Raw genomic sequence first — 16,687 nt, 5'->3', positions numbered from 1 at the left:
GGTCAGTTGCTGGGATGCGCCGGCACGGTCAGCAGAGCCAGCATGGCGATCACGGCCGCGCCGGCGAAGGCGTAGAAGCCCCACGGATAGGCGATGCCGGCGGTGAGGAGCGCGCCGCCGAGGAACGGCCCGACGATGGCGCCGACCCGGCCGATGCCGGCGGACATGCCGAGCGCCGTGCCGCGGATCCGGGCGGGGTAGAGGTGGCTGACGAACGCGTAGACCAGCACCTGCGCGCTGAAGACGAAGATGCCGGCGGCCAGCACCGCTGCGTACACCAAGAAGCTGCTCTCCATCTTGATCGACAGCAGGGCCAGCATCAGCGCAGCGACGCCGAACCAGGTCACCACCGTCGGCTTGTTGCCCTTGGCGTCGGAGATCAGGCCCGCCAGGACGAGTCCGATCACTGCGCCGACGTTCAAGGTGAGGAGCAGGCCGAGCCCGGCGTCGAGGGAGTAGCCCGCCTCGCCCATGATCGTCGGCAGCCAGGTGTTGAGGCCGTAGACCAGCAGCCGTCCGCAGAACGACGCCGCCCACAGGCCCAGGCTGACCCACAGCAGGCGGCCGCGAACGACCTCCGAGGGACGTACCTTCTCGGCCTCGACGGTCTCCAGGTAGGCCTGCGACTCCGGGAGCTTCGCCCACATCACGGGGACCGTCAGCAGGCCCGCGACGCCGCCGATCACGAACATCGCCTCCCAGCCCAGGTGCGGGATCACCCACAGGGCCAGCAGAGCGGTGAGTACGGCTCCGACGTGGTAGCCGGTCATCATCCGCGTCATGGCCGTGCCCGAACGGCCCTGGCGGGCATGCTCGCTCATGAACGCCAGGGCCGTCGGCAGGCAGGCGCCCAGGCCCAGGCCTGCCAGGAAGCGCAGCACGATGAACACCGTGGCGTTCGGAGCGAAGGCGACGGCCAGGGTGAGCAGCGAGAACAGCGCGATGCTGCTGATCAGGGTCCGGCGACGGCCGAACCGGTCGGCGAGCGGGCCGATGGCCACGGCGCCGATGCCGACCCCGATCAGGCCGACGGTGGCGGCCGTGGTCAGTGACGCCCCGGTGAACCCGAGCGCGCCGGTCCCCGCCAAGGTGGGGATGACCGCTCCTAGAACGACGAGGTCATAGCCATCGAGGGCGACAGCGAGCCAGCAGAGGACGACCGGCCACAGGCTCCGGGTATCGCCGCTGACGGTGGACGATGTGGTTGCGGACACATTCATGGGGCGAACCTACGAGCGCTCGCCCTGTGAGCATCGACACAGCTTCCATTCAGTGGAAGCATCGCCAAAATTTTTCCGACCCGACGTTCTTCAGAGCCGCCGTCCGATCGACTGCGCGGCGACACGGAGTGCGCCGTACAGCCTCTGTTCGCTGCCCTTGAGCGTGGGCACCACCAGGCCCAGGGAGGCGATCACCTCCTCGCGGTGGTGGATCGGGACGGCGATCGAGCAGGCGCCGAGGCTCATCTCCTCGCGGGTGGTGGCGTAGCCCTTGTCGAGCACCTGCCGCAGCTGTCTGCGGAGGACGCCCGGCTGGGTGATCGTGTAGGGGGTGATCGGGGTGAGGGCGCCCAGCACCGTGTCCTGGACCTCGACCGGAGCGTGGGCGAGGAGGACCTTGCCGACGCCGGTGGTGTGCAGCGGCAGGCGTCCGCCGACCTTGCTCACCACCGGGACGGACTGGTTGCCGCGCAGCCGGTCGAGGTAGACGACCTCGAACTCTTCGCGTACGGCGAGATGGACGGTGGCCAGGGTGGCGCCGTAGAGGTCGTGGAGGAACGGTTCGGCGACCTGGCGCAGCCCGGTCTCGGCAGGTGCCAGGTGGCCGATGTCCCAGATCTTCCGCCCGATGACGTACTCGCCGGAAGGAAGACGCTCCAGGGCACCCCACCGGAAGAGCTCGCCCAGGAGCCGATGGGTCGTGGCGAGCGGAAGGTCCGCGCGGGCAGCGATGTCGCTGAGCGACATCGACCGGTGCTGCTCGTCGAAAGCGCTCAGGATCGCAAGTGCCCGGCTGGTCACGCTCGTGCCAGTCTGTCGGGTGTTCCCTGCCATTGCTGCGGAGATTACTCCTCAGCCGCCGAACGCGGGGTGGAGCGGCCTGCCGGACCCCTGGGACCGGGCGGTCGCGGTGGGCTCGACCGGGTCGAAGGTCCACAGCGCGTACGCCCCGGGGCCGACGTGCAGCGTCGAGTTGCCGATCGTCTCGGTGTGAGGCTCCTCGGCCGCCTCGTTTAGGGCGAGGATGATGTGGCGTACGCCTGCTTCCTCGGCCGGGACCGGGAGCAGGCGGATCGTGGTCATGCCGTCGAAGGCGAGGACGCCGCCGTCCTTGAGGACCTTGATGGTGATGCCGGCAGCGCGCCACAGCGGGACCATCTTCTCGATGTCGGCGGCGGTCGTGGCGATCTGGATGCCGATGACGTCGCGCAGCTGGTGGTCGAGATAGCGGTCGCGGTTGTAGCGGTCGCGGCTGACGTCGCCCTCGTAGGCCGGGGGCGGGAAGGAGAGCCGCGGGTCGTCGAGGAACTCGTCGCGATACTCCATCGCCCAGGAGAAGAAGGTGTCGTAGGTCGAGGTCGTGTAGGCGGCGTCGAACCACGGGATCAGGTTGCCGTCGCCGAGATCGGTCACCTGGGTGAACTCGACCGGGTCGGCGACGAGGTCGCGCAGGTTGTCCGCCGCGATGGCCAGGTCGCCGTCGTCGTCCGCCGAGACGGCGAGCCCGGTGTCACCGGCGACCGCGTCGGGAGCGTCGCCCGGACCGAAGAACTCCAGGTAGGTCTCCTTGCCGAGCAGGTAGCGACCGGTCCAGGTCGAGGTCCCGTCGTTGCCGGTGTTGATCCGACGGTCGGCGAACTCGCCCAGGTAGTCGGAGTGCTCGATCGCGTCGGCCGTCTCCCGGTCGACCATCGCCCAGGCGTGGTTGAAGGCCAGGAGCGGGTCGGGACCCCCCTCCTCAGCGCGAGCAGGCTCGGTGGCGTGGGCGGGAGTCGCCAAGGCCCCCGAGGTGATGGCGAGTGAGGCGAGTGCGGCCGCGATGAGGCCCGAGAGTGGAGTCCGCATGCGTCCCAGTCTCGATGACCGAGGCGCTCCTGTCTTCGGAATTCGGCGGCCGGCTGCCGGTGTTCGGTGCGGTTCGGTCAGGCGCCGTGGGATGCGGTCGCCAAGGTGGCGCCGAGTCCGATCATCACAACGCCGCCACCGGCGCCGAGGCCGTCGAGACGCTTGGGCTTGCGGGCGAACCAGGCCTTGGCACGGCTGGCAGCGAAGACCCAGCCGGAGTCGCAGGCAAAGGCCATCGCCGAGAAGATCGCACCCAGCAGGAGGATCTGTGGAACGGCCGGCGCCGAGGTGTCGATGAACTGGGGCAGGAACGCGAGGTGGAAGACGATCGTCTTCGGGTTCGTCGCGCCGACGATGATGCCGGTGCGGACCGCGCCCCACCCGCTCACTCTCGCAACGTCGCCACCGTCCAGGGCCGCGCGGGCATCGCCGCGGTGACGGATCGCCTGGATCCCGAGATAGACGACGTACGCAGCGCCGACCAGCTTCACGACCGTGAACGCCGTCGCGGACGCGGCCACGAGCGCGCCGAGCCCGATGGCCACCGCCAGAACCTGGAGGAACTGGCCGGACGCGTTGCCACCCACGGACAGCACCGCATCGCGGCGCCCGGCGGTCAGAGCCCGGCCGAGGGCGAAGAGAACGCTCGGGCCCGGGATCAGGATGAAGACGAAAGAGGCCAGCGCGAAGGCGGCGAACTGGTTCAGGGACGGCACGAGTCTGATTCTCCGGCACGGCCGCCAGACGTACGAACCATTTCTGGCAGGCGAGACGAGGTTCGGGCGCACGGTCCCGGTCCGGATCACGCGCCATGGGTGATTCGCAAGCCGCGCGGGTCGTCTCGAATGGCTGTCATGAGCAACGTGACAGGCGCAGCGGTGACCGCCGGATCAGGAACCGTCCTGTTCACGCTCGCCTCGGCGCAGTTCCTGATGACCCTGGACAGCTCGGTCATGAACGTCTCCATCGCAACGGTGGCCGAGGATCTCGACACGACGGTCACGGGGATCCAGACGGCCATCACCCTCTACACGCTGGTGATGGCCAGCCTCATGATCACAGGCGGAAAGGTGGGCCAACTGCTGGGCACCAAGCGGGCCTTCGCGATCGGCTGTGTCATCTACGGTGTCGGCTCATCGACGACAGCACTGGCTCCCAACCTGACCGTGCTCCTCATCGGATGGTCGTTCCTGGAGGGTGTCGGGGCCGCGCTGATCATGCCGGCGATCGTCTCGCTCGTAGCCACGAACTTCGCTCGGGCCGAACGACCGCGCGCCTATGGACTGGTGGCGGCAGCAGGCGCGATCGCAGTGGCCGCAGGACCGCTGATCGGCGGAATGCTCACCACGTACGCCTCATGGCGGTGGGTGTTCGCCGGAGAGGTCCTGATCGTGTTGGGCATCCTGCTCCTCACCAAGAGGATGACGGACGCGCCGGCAGACCCGAGCGCACGCCTCGACCTGGTGGGCACCGTGGTATCGGCGCTCGGGCTCGGCCTGGTCGTGTTCGGGATCCTGCGCGCGGGGGCCTGGGGCTTCCTGATCCCGAAGGAGGGGGCGCCGTCATGGCTCGGCGTCTCACCTGTCCTCTGGCTAGTGATCGCCGGTGGACTCGTGCTCCGGGCGTTCCTGGGATGGGAGCGACGGCGCCAACAGGAGGGGAGGTCAGCGCTGATCGACCCAGCGATCCTCGACAACGGAGTGCTACGTGGCGGCCTGACGTCCTTCTTCTTCCAGTATCTCCTGCAGGCCGGCCTGTTCTTCTCGGTGCCGCTGTTCCTGTCGGTGGCCCTCGGACTGTCCGCGGTCGAGACCGGGGTGCGCATCCTTCCGCTGTCCCTCACCCTGCTGCTCGCCGCGGTCGGCATCCCGAAGCTCTTTCCGGACGCCTCGCCCCGCAGGGTGGTCAGGGTCGGGTTCGCCGCCCTCTTCGCCGGCAACGTCTCTCTGCTGGTCTCGCTCGAGGTCGGCGTAGGGCCCGAAGTCGTCACCTGGCCGATGCTGCTGGCCGGACTCGGCGTGGGAGCGCTGGCCTCGCAGCTGGGCAGCGTCACCGTCTCTGCGGTCCCCGACGAGCAGAGCCCGGAAGTCGGCGGGTTGCAGAACACGGTCACCAACCTGGGCGCGTCGATCGGCACAGCCCTTGCGGGCGCCGTGCTGATCTCTGCCCTGACCTCGTCGTTCCTGACCGGAATCCAGAACAACCCCGACGTCCCCGACAGCCTCTCCTCGACCGCCGCGGTCGAACTCGCTGGAGGAATCCCCTTCGTCCCTGACGACGAACTGGAGGACGCCTTGGCCGACGCCGGCGTGCCGGACAGTACGTCCGCCGCGATCATCGAGGAGAACACGGCCTCCCGCCTCGACGGGCTGCGGGCCGCCCTGTCGGTGCTCGCGCTGATCTCTCTCGTCGCCCTGTTCTTCGCCCGACGAGTGCCGACCAGGCAGCCCGGTGCCGAGCCGACCGTCTCGAGCGGGGTATGAGCAACAGCTAGCCGACGCGGGAAGCCTGGATCTGCTCGACGAGGATGTCGCCGTGCCCGGCATGGCGGGCGAGCTCCTGGATCATGTGCGCGTAGATGAACCGCAGCGACACCGGGTTGCCGTGCCAGTCGAACTCATCGTCCAGCTCGTGTCCGGCGGCGATCTCGCGGGAGCGCTCGCAGGCCGCGCGGTGGTCCGCCCGGACGGATTCGACCGTGTCCTCGGGGTCCGGCATGAAACTCTCGTCGACGGTGTCGGGCAGCCCGATCTCCTTGCGTGGCACACCCGCCACCCTGGCGTGGAACCACACCTTCTCCACGAAGGTCGCATGCTTGACCAGCGCCAACGGTGTGGTCAGCGACGGCACCAGCCGCCGTCGCGCGTCCTCGTCGTCGAGGTCCTCGAGGATGGCGTTGATCTCGTCCCTCTGGGTGTCGACCATTCCTTCGAGAAGCGCGCGCTCGTCCGCCTGTCCGATCTTCATGCGGGCAGGCTAGCCGGGCGTCGCTCAGCAGCGCTCCCTGACGTACGCCTCGGCCTGCCGGCGATCCCAGCCGCGTGACTCCCCGAGCCCGCGAACGAGCATCGAGACGTACGCAGCCGACGGCCGGGTGTGCGGGACGGCGTCGAAGCCGTGCGGCGCGGTGAAGGTGAGCATGGGGAGGCCGTCGCGGCGACCGACCTCGATCAGGGTCTCGTAGTGCCCCGGGCCCGCCTCGTGGCGGCCCTTCTCGAGCCCGTCGATGACGACCTTCTCGATCGGGTCGCCGACGGTGGGCAGCCGGTCCATCTCCTGGGCAGCGATGTCGGCGAACTGCTCGGCGGTCATCCGGAAGGCCCGGGCAGCAGTCCACGACCCGGCCGCGTCGTGGTCGTAGAACGCCACCCCACCGGTCCACGTCGTCGACTCACCCGCGAAATAGAGTCGCCCGGGGAGATCGACAGCGGCGTCGTCGACGGGCATGGCCGGCGTACGGGCCCCGACGTACGACCGCCGCGCACCCTCCGGTTGGCCACCGAGGAGATAGGCGCGGAGACGGTCGCGGCACATGTTGGACCCATAGCTGACGTACCAGACCTCAGAACTCATCGCGGCGCAGCCTACCGAGGGTGTGGGAGCGAGCAGCCGGCGACCTAGAGAGCAGCGAGCACGCCGTCGGCGTACTTCTCCAGCTTCGCCTCGCCGATCCCGCTGATCGTGCCGAGCTCCTCGCGGCTGGCCGGCAGCCGGGTGGCGATCTCGCGGAGCGTGGCGTCGTGGAAGACGACGTAGGCAGGTACGCCCTGCTCCTTGGCGACCTCGCCGCGCCATGCTCGCAGCCGCTCGAAGACCTCGGCGGCCTCGGGCGACAGGTCGGCGGCGGCCACCTTCGGCTTCCGCTCCCCGGAGCTGCGACGGGCCTGCCGCGGCGGCTCCTTGCGGAGCATCAGCTGCTGCTCGCCGCGCAGCACCGGGCCGGCGGGCTCGGCCACCGAGAAGACGCCGTAGCGGGTGTCGACCGCGAGCATCTCCCGGGCCAGCAGCTGCCGGATGACGGAGTGCCAGTCGCTCTCGGCGATGTCGGTGCCGATCCCGAAGACCGAGAGCTCGTCGTGGCGGAACTGGCGGACCTTCTCGGTCTCCTTGCCGCGCAGGATGTCGACGATCTGCCCGGCCCCGAAGCGCTGTCCGTTGCGCTCGCGGTCGAGCCGGATGACGGTGGAGAGCACCTTCTGGGCGGGGACGGTGCCGTCCCAGGACTCCGGCGCGGCCAGGCAGGTGTCGCAGTTTCCGCACGGCTCGGCGGCCTGGCCGAAGTAGCGCAGCAGCTGCACCCGCCGGCAGTCGACGGTCTCGCACAGCGCCAGCATCGCGTTGAGGTGCTGGCCGAGCCGGTGCTTGTGGGCCCGGTCGCCCTCGGAGGTCTCGATCATCTGCCGCTGCTGCACGACATCGGCGAGCCCGTAGGCCAGCCACGCGGTCGACGGCTGCCCGTCACGCCCGGCCCGGCCGGTCTCCTGGTAGTAGCCCTCGACCGACTTGGGCAGGTCGAGATGGGCCACGAAGCGTACGTCCGGCTTGTCGATCCCCATCCCGAAGGCGATCGTGGCGACCATGACGATGCCGTCCTCGCGCAGGAAGCGGGACTGGTTCTGAGCGCGCGTCCTGGCGTCGAGACCCGCGTGGTAGGGGAGCGCCGGGATCCCGGCGCCGACCAGGGTCGCGGCCGTGCGCTCGACCGAGTTGCGCGAGAGGCAGTAGACGATGCCGGCCTCGCCGGGATGCTCGGTGCGGATCAGGTCGAGGAGCTGCTTGGCCGGCTTGTCCTTCGGGGCGATCCGGTACTGGATGTTGGGCCGGTCGAAGGAGGCCACGAAGTGGCGGGCGTCCTCCAGGTTGAGCCGGGAGGCGATCTCGCGCCGGGTCTCGGCGGTGGCGGTCGCGGTCAGCGCGATCCGCGGCACCTCCGGCCAGCGCTCGTGCAGGTGGGAGAGCTGCAGGTAGTCGGGCCGGAAGTCGTGACCCCACTGGGAGACACAGTGGGCCTCGTCGATCGCGAAGAGCGAGATCTTCGCCTGGTCGAGCAGCCGGCCGGTTTCGGGCACTCGCAGCCGCTCCGGGGCCAGATAGAGCATGTCGAGCTCACCGGCGAGCAGGGCCTTCTCCACCTGCTGCCGCTCGTGGGGCATCTGGGTGGAGTTGAGGAAGCCGGCGCGCACGCCGAGCGCGGAGAGCGCGTCGACCTGGTCCTGCATCAGCGCGATCAGCGGCGAGATGACCACCCCGGTCCCGGCCCTCACCAGGGACGGGATCTGGTAGCACAGCGACTTCCCGCCACCGGTCGGCATCAGGACGAGCGCATCGCCGCCGCCGGCGACGTGCGCGATGATCTCCGCCTGCTCGCCGCGGAACTCGTCGTAGCCGAAGACGCGGCGCAGGACATCCAGTTCGGGAGTCAGCGCATTCACGCGAGTGACCCTATCGGCCGCCACCGACGGTCTCCTCAGACAGAGACTTTCTCCCGCTCGACCGTGGCCCCGCCGGCTTCGTCGGCGCCGTGGGCGCGCTCGAGCGCGGCACCCTCGACGTCCACGTTCGGCAGGATGCGGTCGAGCCACTTCGGCAGCCACCAGGCGGAGCGGCCGAGCAGGTGCATCAGCGCCGGCATCAGCAGCATCCGGACGATGAATGCGTCCAGCAGCACCCCGAGCGCGAGCCCGAAGCCCATCGAGCGGATCATCACCGACTCGGCGAAGATGAACCCGCCGAAGACGGAGACCATGATCAGACCGGCCGCGATCACGACCGAACGCCCGGCCCGGAAGCCCTGGGCGACGGCGACGCGGGCCGGGGCGCCGTGGACGTACGCCTCACGCATGCCGGAGGCCAGGAACAGCTGGTAGTCCATCGCCAGGCCAAAGAGGATCCCGACCAGCAGGATCGGCAGGAAGCTCAGGATGGGGCCGGTGCTGTCGAGGCCGATCCACTCCGCGCCGATGCCCTTCTGGAAGACCGCGACCACGACGCCGTACGTCGCCAGCAGCGAGAGCACGAAGCCACCGGTCGCGATGAGCGGGACCAGGATCGAGCGGAAGACCAGGATCAGGATCAGCAGCGAGAGGCCGACGACGACGGCGAGGTAGGGGAGGAGTACGTCGTTGAGCCCCTGTGACACGTCGATCGCGACGGCGGTGGCGCCGGCGACGCCGAGCGTGATGTCGCCGTTGACCGCCGGCATCTCCCGGATCGCGTTGACCAGCTCGTTGGTCGAGACGCTGTTGGGTCCCTCCTCGGGGACGACCTGGAAGGCCGCCGTGCGACCGTCCTCGGAGACCGCGACCGGGGCCACGGCGCGTACGTCATCGAGGTCCGCCAGCGCCTTGGCGACCGTCAGCTGGGATCGCTGGATGCCGGCCTCGTTGAGACCGTCGGGCAGCTCGGCGGCGACCAGCAGCGGGCCGTTGGCGCCGGCGCCGAAGCTGTCCTCGGTGATCGTGTAGGCGGTCTTGGCCAGCGAGCCCTCGGGCTCGGAGCCGCCGTCGGGCAGGCCGAGGCGCATGTCGAGGGCGGGGACCGCGAGAGCGAGCAGGGCGACCACGGAGGCGACGACCGTGACCAGCGCACGCCAGGTGGGCATCGGCCTGGCATGGGCCTCGGCGGCGTCCTGCTCGGCGACCTTCTTCCGGGCGCGCCTGGAGACGATGCGGCCACCGACGAGGCCGAGGATGGCCGGGGTCAGGGTGATCGCGACCAGGACGGCGATCGCGACGCAGGCCGCGCCGACCGAGCCCATCAGACCGAGGAACGGGATCCCGGTCATGTTGAGGGCGACCAGCGCGACGATCACGGTGGACCCCGCGAAGACGACCGCCGTGCCGGCGGTGCCGTTGGCGAGCGCGATCGACTCCTTCACGTCGGCGCCGTGGAGCAGTTGCTTGCGGTGCCGGTTGAGGATGAAGAGCGAGTAGTCGATGCCGACCGCCAGGCCGAGCATCAGACCCAGGATCGGGGTCATCGACGCCATCTGCACGACGCCGGAGAGGGAGAGCGCGCCGAGCGCACCGATGCCGACTCCGGTCAGCGCGGTGACCAGCGGGACGCCGGCGCCGATGATCGTGCCGAGCATCACCAGGAGGACGATCGCGGCGACGCCGACGCCGACGATCTCACCCGGACCCATCGGGTTGGGCGCCTCCTGGGAGAGGTCGGAGGAGACGCCGATCTCGACGCCGTCGATCGGGTTGTCGGTGAAGTGGTCGACCGTGGCCTTCTTGGTCTCCTCGGACATCTCCAGCCGGCCGACGGAGTAGGCGACGTTGACCAGGGCGGCCGAACCGTCCGCGGAGACCATCCGGATCTCCTCGGAGAGGTCGAGCAGCTCGGCGCCGTTCTCGGCCTTGGCGGTGTTGGCCTCGAGGTCGGCGGCACTGTCGTCGAGCTTGGACTGCTGCTTGTCGAGGGCGGCCTGCTGGGCGTCGATCTGGGTGGTCGGCATCCCGGCGGCCTGAAGCTGGGCGCGGGCCGCGTCGATGTCGGCCTGCGCCTTGTCGAGCCTGGCCTGGGCGCTGTCGAGCCGGGTCCGGCCGGCCTCGAGCCTGGCCTGACCCTGGGTGACCTTCTCGGCCTGCGCCTTGCGCTGGGCCTCGGTCTGGAACGGGTCGGTGACCGCGGCGACGTCGGGGAGGTCCTCGGCGCTGGCGATCAGCGCCCGGATCTCCTGCTTCTGGGTCGCGCTGAGCGGGGTGCCGTCCTCGGTCTGGAAGGCGATCGTGCCGGAGCCGCCGGCCAGGTCGGGCAGCCCCTCCTGGAGCTCGTCGACCACCTCGGACGAGGGCAGCCCCGGGATGTCGAAGCTGGTGGTGAGCTCGCCGGACCAGGCGACGTACGCCCCGGCGGCGCCGGACAGCGCCAGCACCCAGGCGAGGATCACAAGCCAGGCGCGGCGCGCGGCCGACTTGCCCAATCGGTACAACAGCTCCGCCATGACGGCATCCCTCCGGTAATACGCAACGGTGCGTCCAGTTAATCACCTGTACGCCGATGGACAAGGGCTGCTGAGCGAGTGATGTGTCACACCTGTGCCGTGGCCAGGAGATGCCACGGGCTCTTAGGATGCCGTTCATGCCAGCGTCAGCAGGAGTGCGCCGAAGGGGTGCCGTACGCAGCGAGGAGGCTCGCATGGCGGTCCTCGACGCGACCGGGCGGCTCTTCGCCAGCCAGGGCTATGACCACCTCACCATCGAGGGAATCGCGGCCGAGGCCGGTGTCTCCAAGCAGACGATCTACCGCTGGTGGTCCTCGAAGAGCGCGGTCGTCGCCGACGCCATGATCGAGGACCTGCTGCTGCCGGACCACCCGGTCGTACCGGACACCGGGGACATCCGCGGCGACCTGATCGCCTGGATGCAGAGCCTCATCGACCTCGTCGCCCAGCCCGGCAACGACAGCCTCGTCCGCTCGCTCGTCGCGGCCGCCTGCGAGAACCCCGACATCGGCACCCGCCTCAACGACGCGCTCGGCATCACCGCCACCGTCTCGACCCGTATCGAGGCAGCCGTCGAGGCCGGCCAGCTGCCCGCCGACCTGCCGGTCAAGGAGTTCGTACGCGCCCTCGTTGGTGGCTTCGTGCTCCACTCCCTCGAGCGCACAGAGCCCGCTCCGGACGTCGCCGAGCGCCTGGTTCGCGCGCTCTTGCACTGAACTTCTCTTTACCCAAGAAAGAGGGGTGCGGACCTTCGCGGCCCGGCTACGGTGGAAGGCATGCCGAAGGTGCCGCCGCCCGTCTACGTCGCCGTGGGCCTGGCCGCCCAGCATCTGCTCGCTCGGGGCCGCCGGCCGACGCTCGTGCGGTCTGTCGCGGCCGGGCTCCTCGCAGCCGGCTCGGTCTATGTCGCCGGCGGAGCCGCCCGGGCGTTCAAGCACAAGGACACCACGTTCAACCCGCTCGAGCCCGAGGGGGCGACCGCGGTCGTCACCGACGGGCCGTTCCGCTACACCCGCAACCCGATGTACGTCGGCATGGCCGGTCTCCTCACCGCCCACGCCGTTCTCCGCGGTGGCTGGCTTCCGCTCGTCCCCGTCGCGGCCTTCGTCGCCGTCATCGACCGCACCCAGATCCCCGCCGAGGAGCGCGCCCTGTCGTGGAGCTTCGGCGAGGCGTACGACTCCTACCGGAGCACCACGCCCCGCTGGCTCGGTCCGGTCCGGGGTGTCCCGCGTGGCTGAGCTCCTCCACACCGTTCTCGACACCACCGACGTACGCCGCCTCGCCGAGTTCTACCGCCAGCTCCTCGGCCTCGTCTACCGGCCGGGCGACGAGGAACCAGGGGATGACGACTGGCTCGTTCTCACCTGGCCCGACGGGCGGCGGGCGCTTGCGTTCAACCGGGTCGACGAGTCCGAGATGGCACCATCCGACTGGCCTGCTCCTGGGGCAGTCAAGCACATGCATCTCGACACCGTCGTACGTTCTGTTGCGGAGCTCGATGCCGAGCATGTCCGTGCGCTCTCTCTCGGAGCTGAGCTGCGCCTTGATCGGTCTGACGATCCTGAGGAGCCGCTGCGCGCTTATGCGGATCCTGCGGGGCACATCTTCTGCATCTTCGTCGGGTGATCTTTCTTCGGGGTTGATGGGCCAGGGCTTCTCCCGGCTGCGCAGAATAGGCGCGTGAGCGAGATCGAGTACGTAGACAACCCGGCCAGGCATCGCTACGAGATCCGTGACGGCGAGACCGTCGCGGGGCTGGCGGCTTACCGGCTGCCCGACGACGAGCACGTGGACTTCGTGCACACCGAGGTCAAGGAGGCCTACAACGGGCAGGGGCTGGCCTCGAAGCTGGTGGCGTTCGCGTTGGCCGATGTGAGGGCGAAGGGGAAGCGGATCATTCCGCATTGCCCGTACGTCGCGGGGTGGCTGAAGCGGCACGGCGAGGAGTACGCCGACATCACCGACTGGCCGGGCCGATAACGAGACTCGATCAGAGGGAGTCTGCCGACTTCCGCGGCTCCAGGCCGAGCTTGGCCAGGGGAGTGCAGGTCATGTGGGCCGAGGGCCAGGTCTGGCCCCGGGAGGAGCCGCGGGAGTAGGGCCTGGCGCCCGACTGGTAGGTCACGAAGAACTCGTCCCCGACCTCGGCGACGCCCTCGGCCAGGTTCGGGAGCCACTGCAGAGCGCGGGGCCGGATCGTGACCCGGTCCTGCACGATCAGCTGGCTGCGTCGGGCGGGGCCACGGTTGACGCTGAAGACGTACTCCTCCTCCCGGACCACGACGCCCTGGGTGCCGACGGGGGTGCGTACGCCGATCGGGGTCTTGATCTGCCAGGTGTCGTCCTTGCGGATGTACTTGTAGAGGCGGTTGTTCGCGTGCGACCCGACGTAGAGCAGATCCTTCGCGGCGGCGAGGTAGGAGCCGGCGGCGAGGGCGACCAGCGGGGAGACCGTCGAGACGGTCGAGAGTGGTTCGGCGTGGACGATCTGGGTCAGTGAGTAGCGGTAGAGGCGGGGCGGATTTCCCTCGCGGCAGACGAAGACCTCGTCGCCGATGACCGCGACGCCGCCGGCGTTGACCGGGCCGCTGACGCTGCCCTTCGGCCCGCCCAGGTAGACGGCGTTGATGAGCTCGCCCGACGGCCTGTCGATCAGAGCGAGCGCGGAGCCGAGCTTGTCCCCGTAGTAGCCCTGCAGGAGCAGCTCGGCCTCGGGGGAGTACGCCAGGCCCTGGGGGATCCAGCCGTGGTCCTCGTCTCCGGTGAGCACCCCGGCGGTGGCGATGTGCGGGATCAGCGGACCGAGTCTGCTGCCACTACGGCCCAGCCAGGTCTCGGTGCGGTCGATGCCGCGTTGGACCCACTTCTGCTGCCTCTTGGCCATCACCTTGGGGTCGATCACGATCAAAAAATCTATCCGCTCGGGCACCGATCGACGGTCGCTTCGGGGTGCGAGTCCGACAACTGTCCATCTGACGGAACGGTCGGGCGACAGGTTCCATGTACTCGCGGGTAGATATGGTGGCAGGATCTGCCGACATGACGAAGCACGCCGACGTGATCGTGGTAGGAGCCGGCCTCGCCGGCCTGGCAGCAGCGGCCGAGGTCGCCGACGCGGGAAAGAGCGTTCTCCTGGTCGACCAGGAGCCGGAGCAGTCGCTGGGCGGCCAGGCCTTCTGGAGCCTCGGCGGGCTCTTCCTCGTCGACAGCCCCGAGCAGCGCCGGATGGGGATCCACGACTCACCCGAGCTGGCGCTCCAGGACTGGATGGGATCCGCCCAGTTCGACCGTGACGAGGACCTGTGGCCGCGGCGCTGGGCCGAGGCGTACCTCGACTTCGCGGCGGGCGAGAAGCGGTCCTGGCTGCGCCAGATGGGTCACCGGATCTTCCCGGTCGTCGGCTGGGCCGAGCGTGGCGACGGCCGCGCGGACGGCCACGGCAACTCGGTGCCGCGCTTCCACATCACCTGGGGGACCGGGCCGGGCGTGGTCGAGCCGTTCGAGCGGCGGGTGCGCGCCCACGCCGACAGCGGCCGGATCACCTTCGCCTTCCGGCACCGCGTCGACCATCTCGTGGTCGAGGACGGAGCCGTCGTCGGCGTACGCGGCAAGGTGCTCGAGCCCAGCGACATCGAGCGCGGGCACGCCTCCTCGCGCACGGAGGTCGAGGACTTCGAGCTCAGCGGCCAGGCCGTGATCGTCACCTCCGGAGGCATCGGCGGCGACCACGACCTCGTCCGCAAGCACTGGCCCGCCCGCCTCGGCACCCCGCCGAAGTCGATGGTCTCCGGTGTCCCGGCGCACGTGGACGGCCGGATGCTCGCCATCACCGGAGCGACCGGCGCCAAGATCATCAACGACGACCGGATGTGGCACTACGTCGAGGGCATCCGCAACTGGGACTCGATCTGGGCCAACCATGGCATCCGGATCTTGCCCGGCCCCTCCTCGCTGTGGCTGGACGCGACCGGCAAGCGTCTCCCGGCGCCGTTCTTCCCCGGCTTCGACACCCTCGGCACGCTCAAGCACCTGCGCCAGACCGGCTACGACTACTCCTGGTTCGTGCTGACCGAGAAGATCATCAAGAAGGAGTTCGCGCTCTCCGGATCGGAGCAGAACCCCGACCTGACCGGCAAGGACATCAAGCTGCTCGCCGAGCGGGCGCGCAAGGGTCCCGGCCCGGTGAAGAGCTTCATGGAGCACGGCGAGGACTTCGTGGTCGCCGAGAACCTCACCGCCCTGGTCCACGGCATGAACGGCCTCGCCGACAAGGACCCGACCGGCCCGCAGATCAAGGAGAGCGAGCTGCGCCGGATCATCGAGGCCCGCGACCGCGAGATCGCCAACAACTTCACCAAGGACGCCCAGATCACTGCGCTGTACGCCGCCCGCCACTACCGCGGCGACAAGCTGCAGCGCACCGCCAAGCCCCACCGAATCCTCGACCCCGAGGCCGGCCCGCTGATCGCGGTGAAGCTGCACATCCTCTCCCGCAAGACCCTGGGTGGGCTCGAGACGGACCTGTCCGGCCGCTGCCTGACCGCCGCCGGCACCCCGCTTCCGGGGCTCTATGCGGCCGGCGAGGTCGCAGGCTTCGGCGGCGGCGGGATGATGGGCTACAACGCGCTCGAGGGCACGTTCCTCGGCGGCTGCCTGTTCTCGGGACGTACGGCGGGCAGGGCCGCGGCCGCCGCGATCTGACCCGGTCGGCTCAGTGGGCGCCGGAGAGGTTCAGCCCGACCACGCCGACGACGATCATCGCCAGGAAGCCGGCCTTGGCGGCGGTGAGGTGCTCACCGAGGAACATCACGCCGATGCCCGCGACCAGTGCGGTGCCGAGGCCTGACCAGATGGCGTACGCCACCGAGACCGGCATCCGCTCCACGACCACCGAGAGCAGCCAGATCGAGGCTCCGTAGCCGGCCAGGACGGCGACCGACCAGCCGAGGTTGCGGAAGCCCTCGGTGCGCGGGAGCAGCGCGGTGCTGACCACCTCGATCGCGATGGCGGCGACGAGCAGAATGGCGGCGTACATCTTCGGTCCTCCTGAGGCGCATGTAGCGACTGCTACATCATGCCAAATGTAGCAGTCGCTACATGTTGGGCATAATGCTTTTCATGGACCGCAAGGAGGAGCTCCTCGGGCAGGTGGTCGACCACGTGCTGGAGCACGGGCTGATCGGGCTGACCCTGCGTCCGCTGGCGGCGGCGATCGGCACCAGCGACCGGATGCTGATCTACCACTTCGGCGGTCGCGACGAGCTCGTCGCCGCGGTGGTGGCGCGCACCAACGAGCTCTCCGTCGCAGCGATCGCGGCGCTGGAGCCGGCCGATGACGTACGCGCCGGGGTGGAGACCCTGTGGCGGGCCTACCGCACCGAGCCGCTGCACAGCTGCCTGCAGATCTACCTGCAGGCGGCCGCGACCGGCCTGATCGGGATGGAGCCCTATCGCTCGGTCGTCCGGGAGACCAACGAGCTGTGGTACGCCGCGCTGCGCGACTACCTCACCGCCTGTGGCGCGCCGCCCGAGCGTGCCGGCCGGATCGTCACGCTCGTCGACTCGTCGCTGTTCGGTTTCCACCTGGACCTGGCCACCGACCGGCCCGACGAGCTCGCCGCCGGTGTGGCCGATCTCGCCGCGGCCGCGGGAGCGATCGCCGAGGGCTGAT

Annotated in this window: 17 protein-coding genes; 7 read left to right on the top strand and 10 right to left on the bottom strand. The window is 69.6% G+C overall.

Annotated elements, in window-relative coordinates:
• Positions 1-2: 2 nt before the first annotated feature.
• The 4 genes from ACIO3S_RS01935 to ACIO3S_RS01920 all read right to left on the bottom strand — a co-directional run bounded on the left by ACIO3S_RS01935 (position 3) and on the right by ACIO3S_RS01920 (position 3,781).
• Entirely contained in the window at positions 3-1,220 is a 1,218-nt protein-coding gene (locus tag ACIO3S_RS01935; RefSeq protein WP_400458832.1) for an MFS transporter, read from the bottom strand.
• A gap of 90 nt (positions 1,221-1,310) precedes the next feature.
• Positions 1,311-2,021, bottom strand: a complete 711-nt coding sequence (locus ACIO3S_RS01930) for an IclR family transcriptional regulator (protein WP_400458830.1) — start codon at positions 2,019-2,021, stop codon at positions 1,311-1,313.
• Positions 2,022-2,072: 51 nt separating this feature from the next.
• A complete protein-coding gene (locus ACIO3S_RS01925; protein WP_400458828.1) occupies positions 2,073-3,065 on the bottom strand; it encodes a DUF5829 family protein in 993 nt (330 codons plus the stop codon).
• Between the two features lie 77 nt (positions 3,066-3,142).
• Positions 3,143-3,781 carry a LysE family translocator gene (locus tag ACIO3S_RS01920; protein ID WP_400458826.1) on the bottom strand — a complete coding sequence of 213 codons (639 nt, stop codon included), beginning with the start codon at positions 3,779-3,781 and terminating at the stop codon, positions 3,143-3,145.
• 138 nt (positions 3,782-3,919) lie between these two features.
• On the opposite strand from ACIO3S_RS01920, the gene ACIO3S_RS01915 reads away from it, so the two are divergent.
• Complete coding sequence (locus ACIO3S_RS01915) at positions 3,920-5,548, top strand: MFS transporter (RefSeq protein ID WP_400458825.1); 1,629 nt, start codon at positions 3,920-3,922, stop codon at positions 5,546-5,548.
• A gap of 7 nt (positions 5,549-5,555) precedes the next feature.
• On the opposite strand, the gene ACIO3S_RS01910 is transcribed toward ACIO3S_RS01915, so the two are convergent.
• From ACIO3S_RS01910 to ACIO3S_RS01895, 4 genes are read right to left on the bottom strand one after another with little or no spacing between them, the layout of a single operon-like run.
• On the bottom strand, positions 5,556-6,032 hold the full coding sequence (locus tag ACIO3S_RS01910; protein ID WP_400458823.1) for a DinB family protein: 477 nt from the start codon (positions 6,030-6,032) through the stop codon (positions 5,556-5,558).
• Positions 6,033-6,056: 24 nt separating this feature from the next.
• Positions 6,057-6,638 (bottom strand): histone deacetylase, encoded by a 582-nt coding sequence (locus ACIO3S_RS01905; RefSeq protein ID WP_400458821.1) that lies wholly within the window; start codon positions 6,636-6,638, stop codon positions 6,057-6,059.
• Positions 6,639-6,682: 44 nt separating this feature from the next.
• Positions 6,683-8,497, bottom strand: a complete 1,815-nt coding sequence (gene recQ, locus ACIO3S_RS01900) for a DNA helicase RecQ (protein WP_400458820.1) — start codon at positions 8,495-8,497, stop codon at positions 6,683-6,685.
• A gap of 35 nt (positions 8,498-8,532) precedes the next feature.
• Positions 8,533-11,013, bottom strand: a complete 2,481-nt coding sequence (locus ACIO3S_RS01895; protein ID WP_400458818.1) for an MMPL family transporter — start codon at positions 11,011-11,013, stop codon at positions 8,533-8,535.
• Positions 11,014-11,150: 137 nt separating this feature from the next.
• Between ACIO3S_RS01895 and ACIO3S_RS01890 the strand changes: the two genes are divergently transcribed.
• Genes ACIO3S_RS01890 through ACIO3S_RS01875 form a run of 4 tightly spaced genes read left to right on the top strand, consistent with a single transcriptional unit; the run spans position 11,151 to position 12,996 of the window.
• On the top strand, positions 11,151-11,729 hold the full coding sequence (locus ACIO3S_RS01890) for a TetR/AcrR family transcriptional regulator (RefSeq protein WP_400458816.1): 579 nt from the start codon (positions 11,151-11,153) through the stop codon (positions 11,727-11,729).
• Between the two features lie 60 nt (positions 11,730-11,789).
• Positions 11,790-12,254, top strand: coding sequence for a methyltransferase family protein (locus ACIO3S_RS01885; protein WP_400458814.1), 465 nt, complete (start codon positions 11,790-11,792; stop codon positions 12,252-12,254).
• Positions 12,247-12,642: a VOC family protein gene (locus tag ACIO3S_RS01880; RefSeq protein WP_400458812.1), complete on the top strand. Its 396-nt coding sequence runs from the start codon at positions 12,247-12,249 to the stop codon at positions 12,640-12,642. The genes ACIO3S_RS01885 and ACIO3S_RS01880 overlap by 8 nt, the downstream gene beginning before the upstream one ends.
• Before the next feature lie 54 nt (positions 12,643-12,696).
• Positions 12,697-12,996 carry a GNAT family N-acetyltransferase gene (locus tag ACIO3S_RS01875; RefSeq protein WP_400458810.1) on the top strand — a complete coding sequence of 100 codons (300 nt, stop codon included), beginning with the start codon at positions 12,697-12,699 and terminating at the stop codon, positions 12,994-12,996.
• Between the two features lie 10 nt (positions 12,997-13,006).
• On the opposite strand, the gene ACIO3S_RS01870 is transcribed toward ACIO3S_RS01875, so the two are convergent.
• Entirely contained in the window at positions 13,007-13,918 is a 912-nt protein-coding gene (locus ACIO3S_RS01870) for a hypothetical protein (RefSeq protein WP_400458809.1), read from the bottom strand.
• Between the two features lie 137 nt (positions 13,919-14,055).
• On the opposite strand from ACIO3S_RS01870, the gene ACIO3S_RS01865 reads away from it, so the two are divergent.
• Positions 14,056-15,717, top strand: coding sequence for an FAD-binding dehydrogenase (locus ACIO3S_RS01865; protein WP_400458807.1), 1,662 nt, complete (start codon positions 14,056-14,058; stop codon positions 15,715-15,717).
• A 10-nt stretch (positions 15,718-15,727) separates the two neighbouring features.
• Here the strand turns inward: ACIO3S_RS01865 and ACIO3S_RS01860 are convergent, their stop codons facing one another.
• On the bottom strand, positions 15,728-16,051 hold the full coding sequence (locus ACIO3S_RS01860; RefSeq protein ID WP_160024812.1) for a multidrug efflux SMR transporter: 324 nt from the start codon (positions 16,049-16,051) through the stop codon (positions 15,728-15,730).
• Positions 16,052-16,134: 83 nt separating this feature from the next.
• On the opposite strand from ACIO3S_RS01860, the gene ACIO3S_RS01855 reads away from it, so the two are divergent.
• Positions 16,135-16,686, top strand: a complete 552-nt coding sequence (locus ACIO3S_RS01855) for a TetR/AcrR family transcriptional regulator (RefSeq protein WP_400458805.1) — start codon at positions 16,135-16,137, stop codon at positions 16,684-16,686.
• Position 16,687 lies beyond the last annotated feature (1 nt).

Source organism: Nocardioides sp. NPDC087217, assembly GCF_044744805.1.
In the GTDB taxonomy this organism is placed as follows: domain Bacteria; phylum Actinomycetota; class Actinomycetes; order Propionibacteriales; family Nocardioidaceae; genus Nocardioides.
The sequence above is the reverse complement of the archived record's forward strand: the minus strand, read 5'-3'. Positions and strand labels throughout refer to the sequence as shown.

Bases quoted from the DNA above. Each gene is read 5' to 3' on its own strand.
- ACIO3S_RS01935 (WP_400458832.1), bottom strand. From the start codon at position 1,220: ATGAATGTGTCCGCAACCACATCGTCCACCGTCAGCGGCGATACCCGG.
- ACIO3S_RS01925 (WP_400458828.1), bottom strand. From the start codon at position 3,065: ATGCGGACTCCACTCTCGGGCCTCATCGCGGCCGCACTCGCCTCACTC.
- ACIO3S_RS01915 (WP_400458825.1), top strand. From the start codon at position 3,920: ATGAGCAACGTGACAGGCGCAGCGGTGACCGCCGGATCAGGAACCGTC.
- ACIO3S_RS01910 (WP_400458823.1), bottom strand. From the start codon at position 6,032: ATGAAGATCGGACAGGCGGACGAGCGCGCGCTTCTCGAAGGAATGGTC.
- ACIO3S_RS01905 (WP_400458821.1), bottom strand. From the start codon at position 6,638: ATGAGTTCTGAGGTCTGGTACGTCAGCTATGGGTCCAACATGTGCCGC.
- ACIO3S_RS01895 (WP_400458818.1), bottom strand. From the start codon at position 11,013: ATGGCGGAGCTGTTGTACCGATTGGGCAAGTCGGCCGCGCGCCGCGCC.
- ACIO3S_RS01890 (WP_400458816.1), top strand. From the start codon at position 11,151: ATGCCAGCGTCAGCAGGAGTGCGCCGAAGGGGTGCCGTACGCAGCGAG.
- ACIO3S_RS01885 (WP_400458814.1), top strand. From the start codon at position 11,790: ATGCCGAAGGTGCCGCCGCCCGTCTACGTCGCCGTGGGCCTGGCCGCC.
- ACIO3S_RS01865 (WP_400458807.1), top strand. From the start codon at position 14,056: ATGACGAAGCACGCCGACGTGATCGTGGTAGGAGCCGGCCTCGCCGGC.
- ACIO3S_RS01860 (WP_160024812.1), bottom strand. From the start codon at position 16,051: ATGTACGCCGCCATTCTGCTCGTCGCCGCCATCGCGATCGAGGTGGTC.
- ACIO3S_RS01855 (WP_400458805.1), top strand. From the start codon at position 16,135: ATGGACCGCAAGGAGGAGCTCCTCGGGCAGGTGGTCGACCACGTGCTG.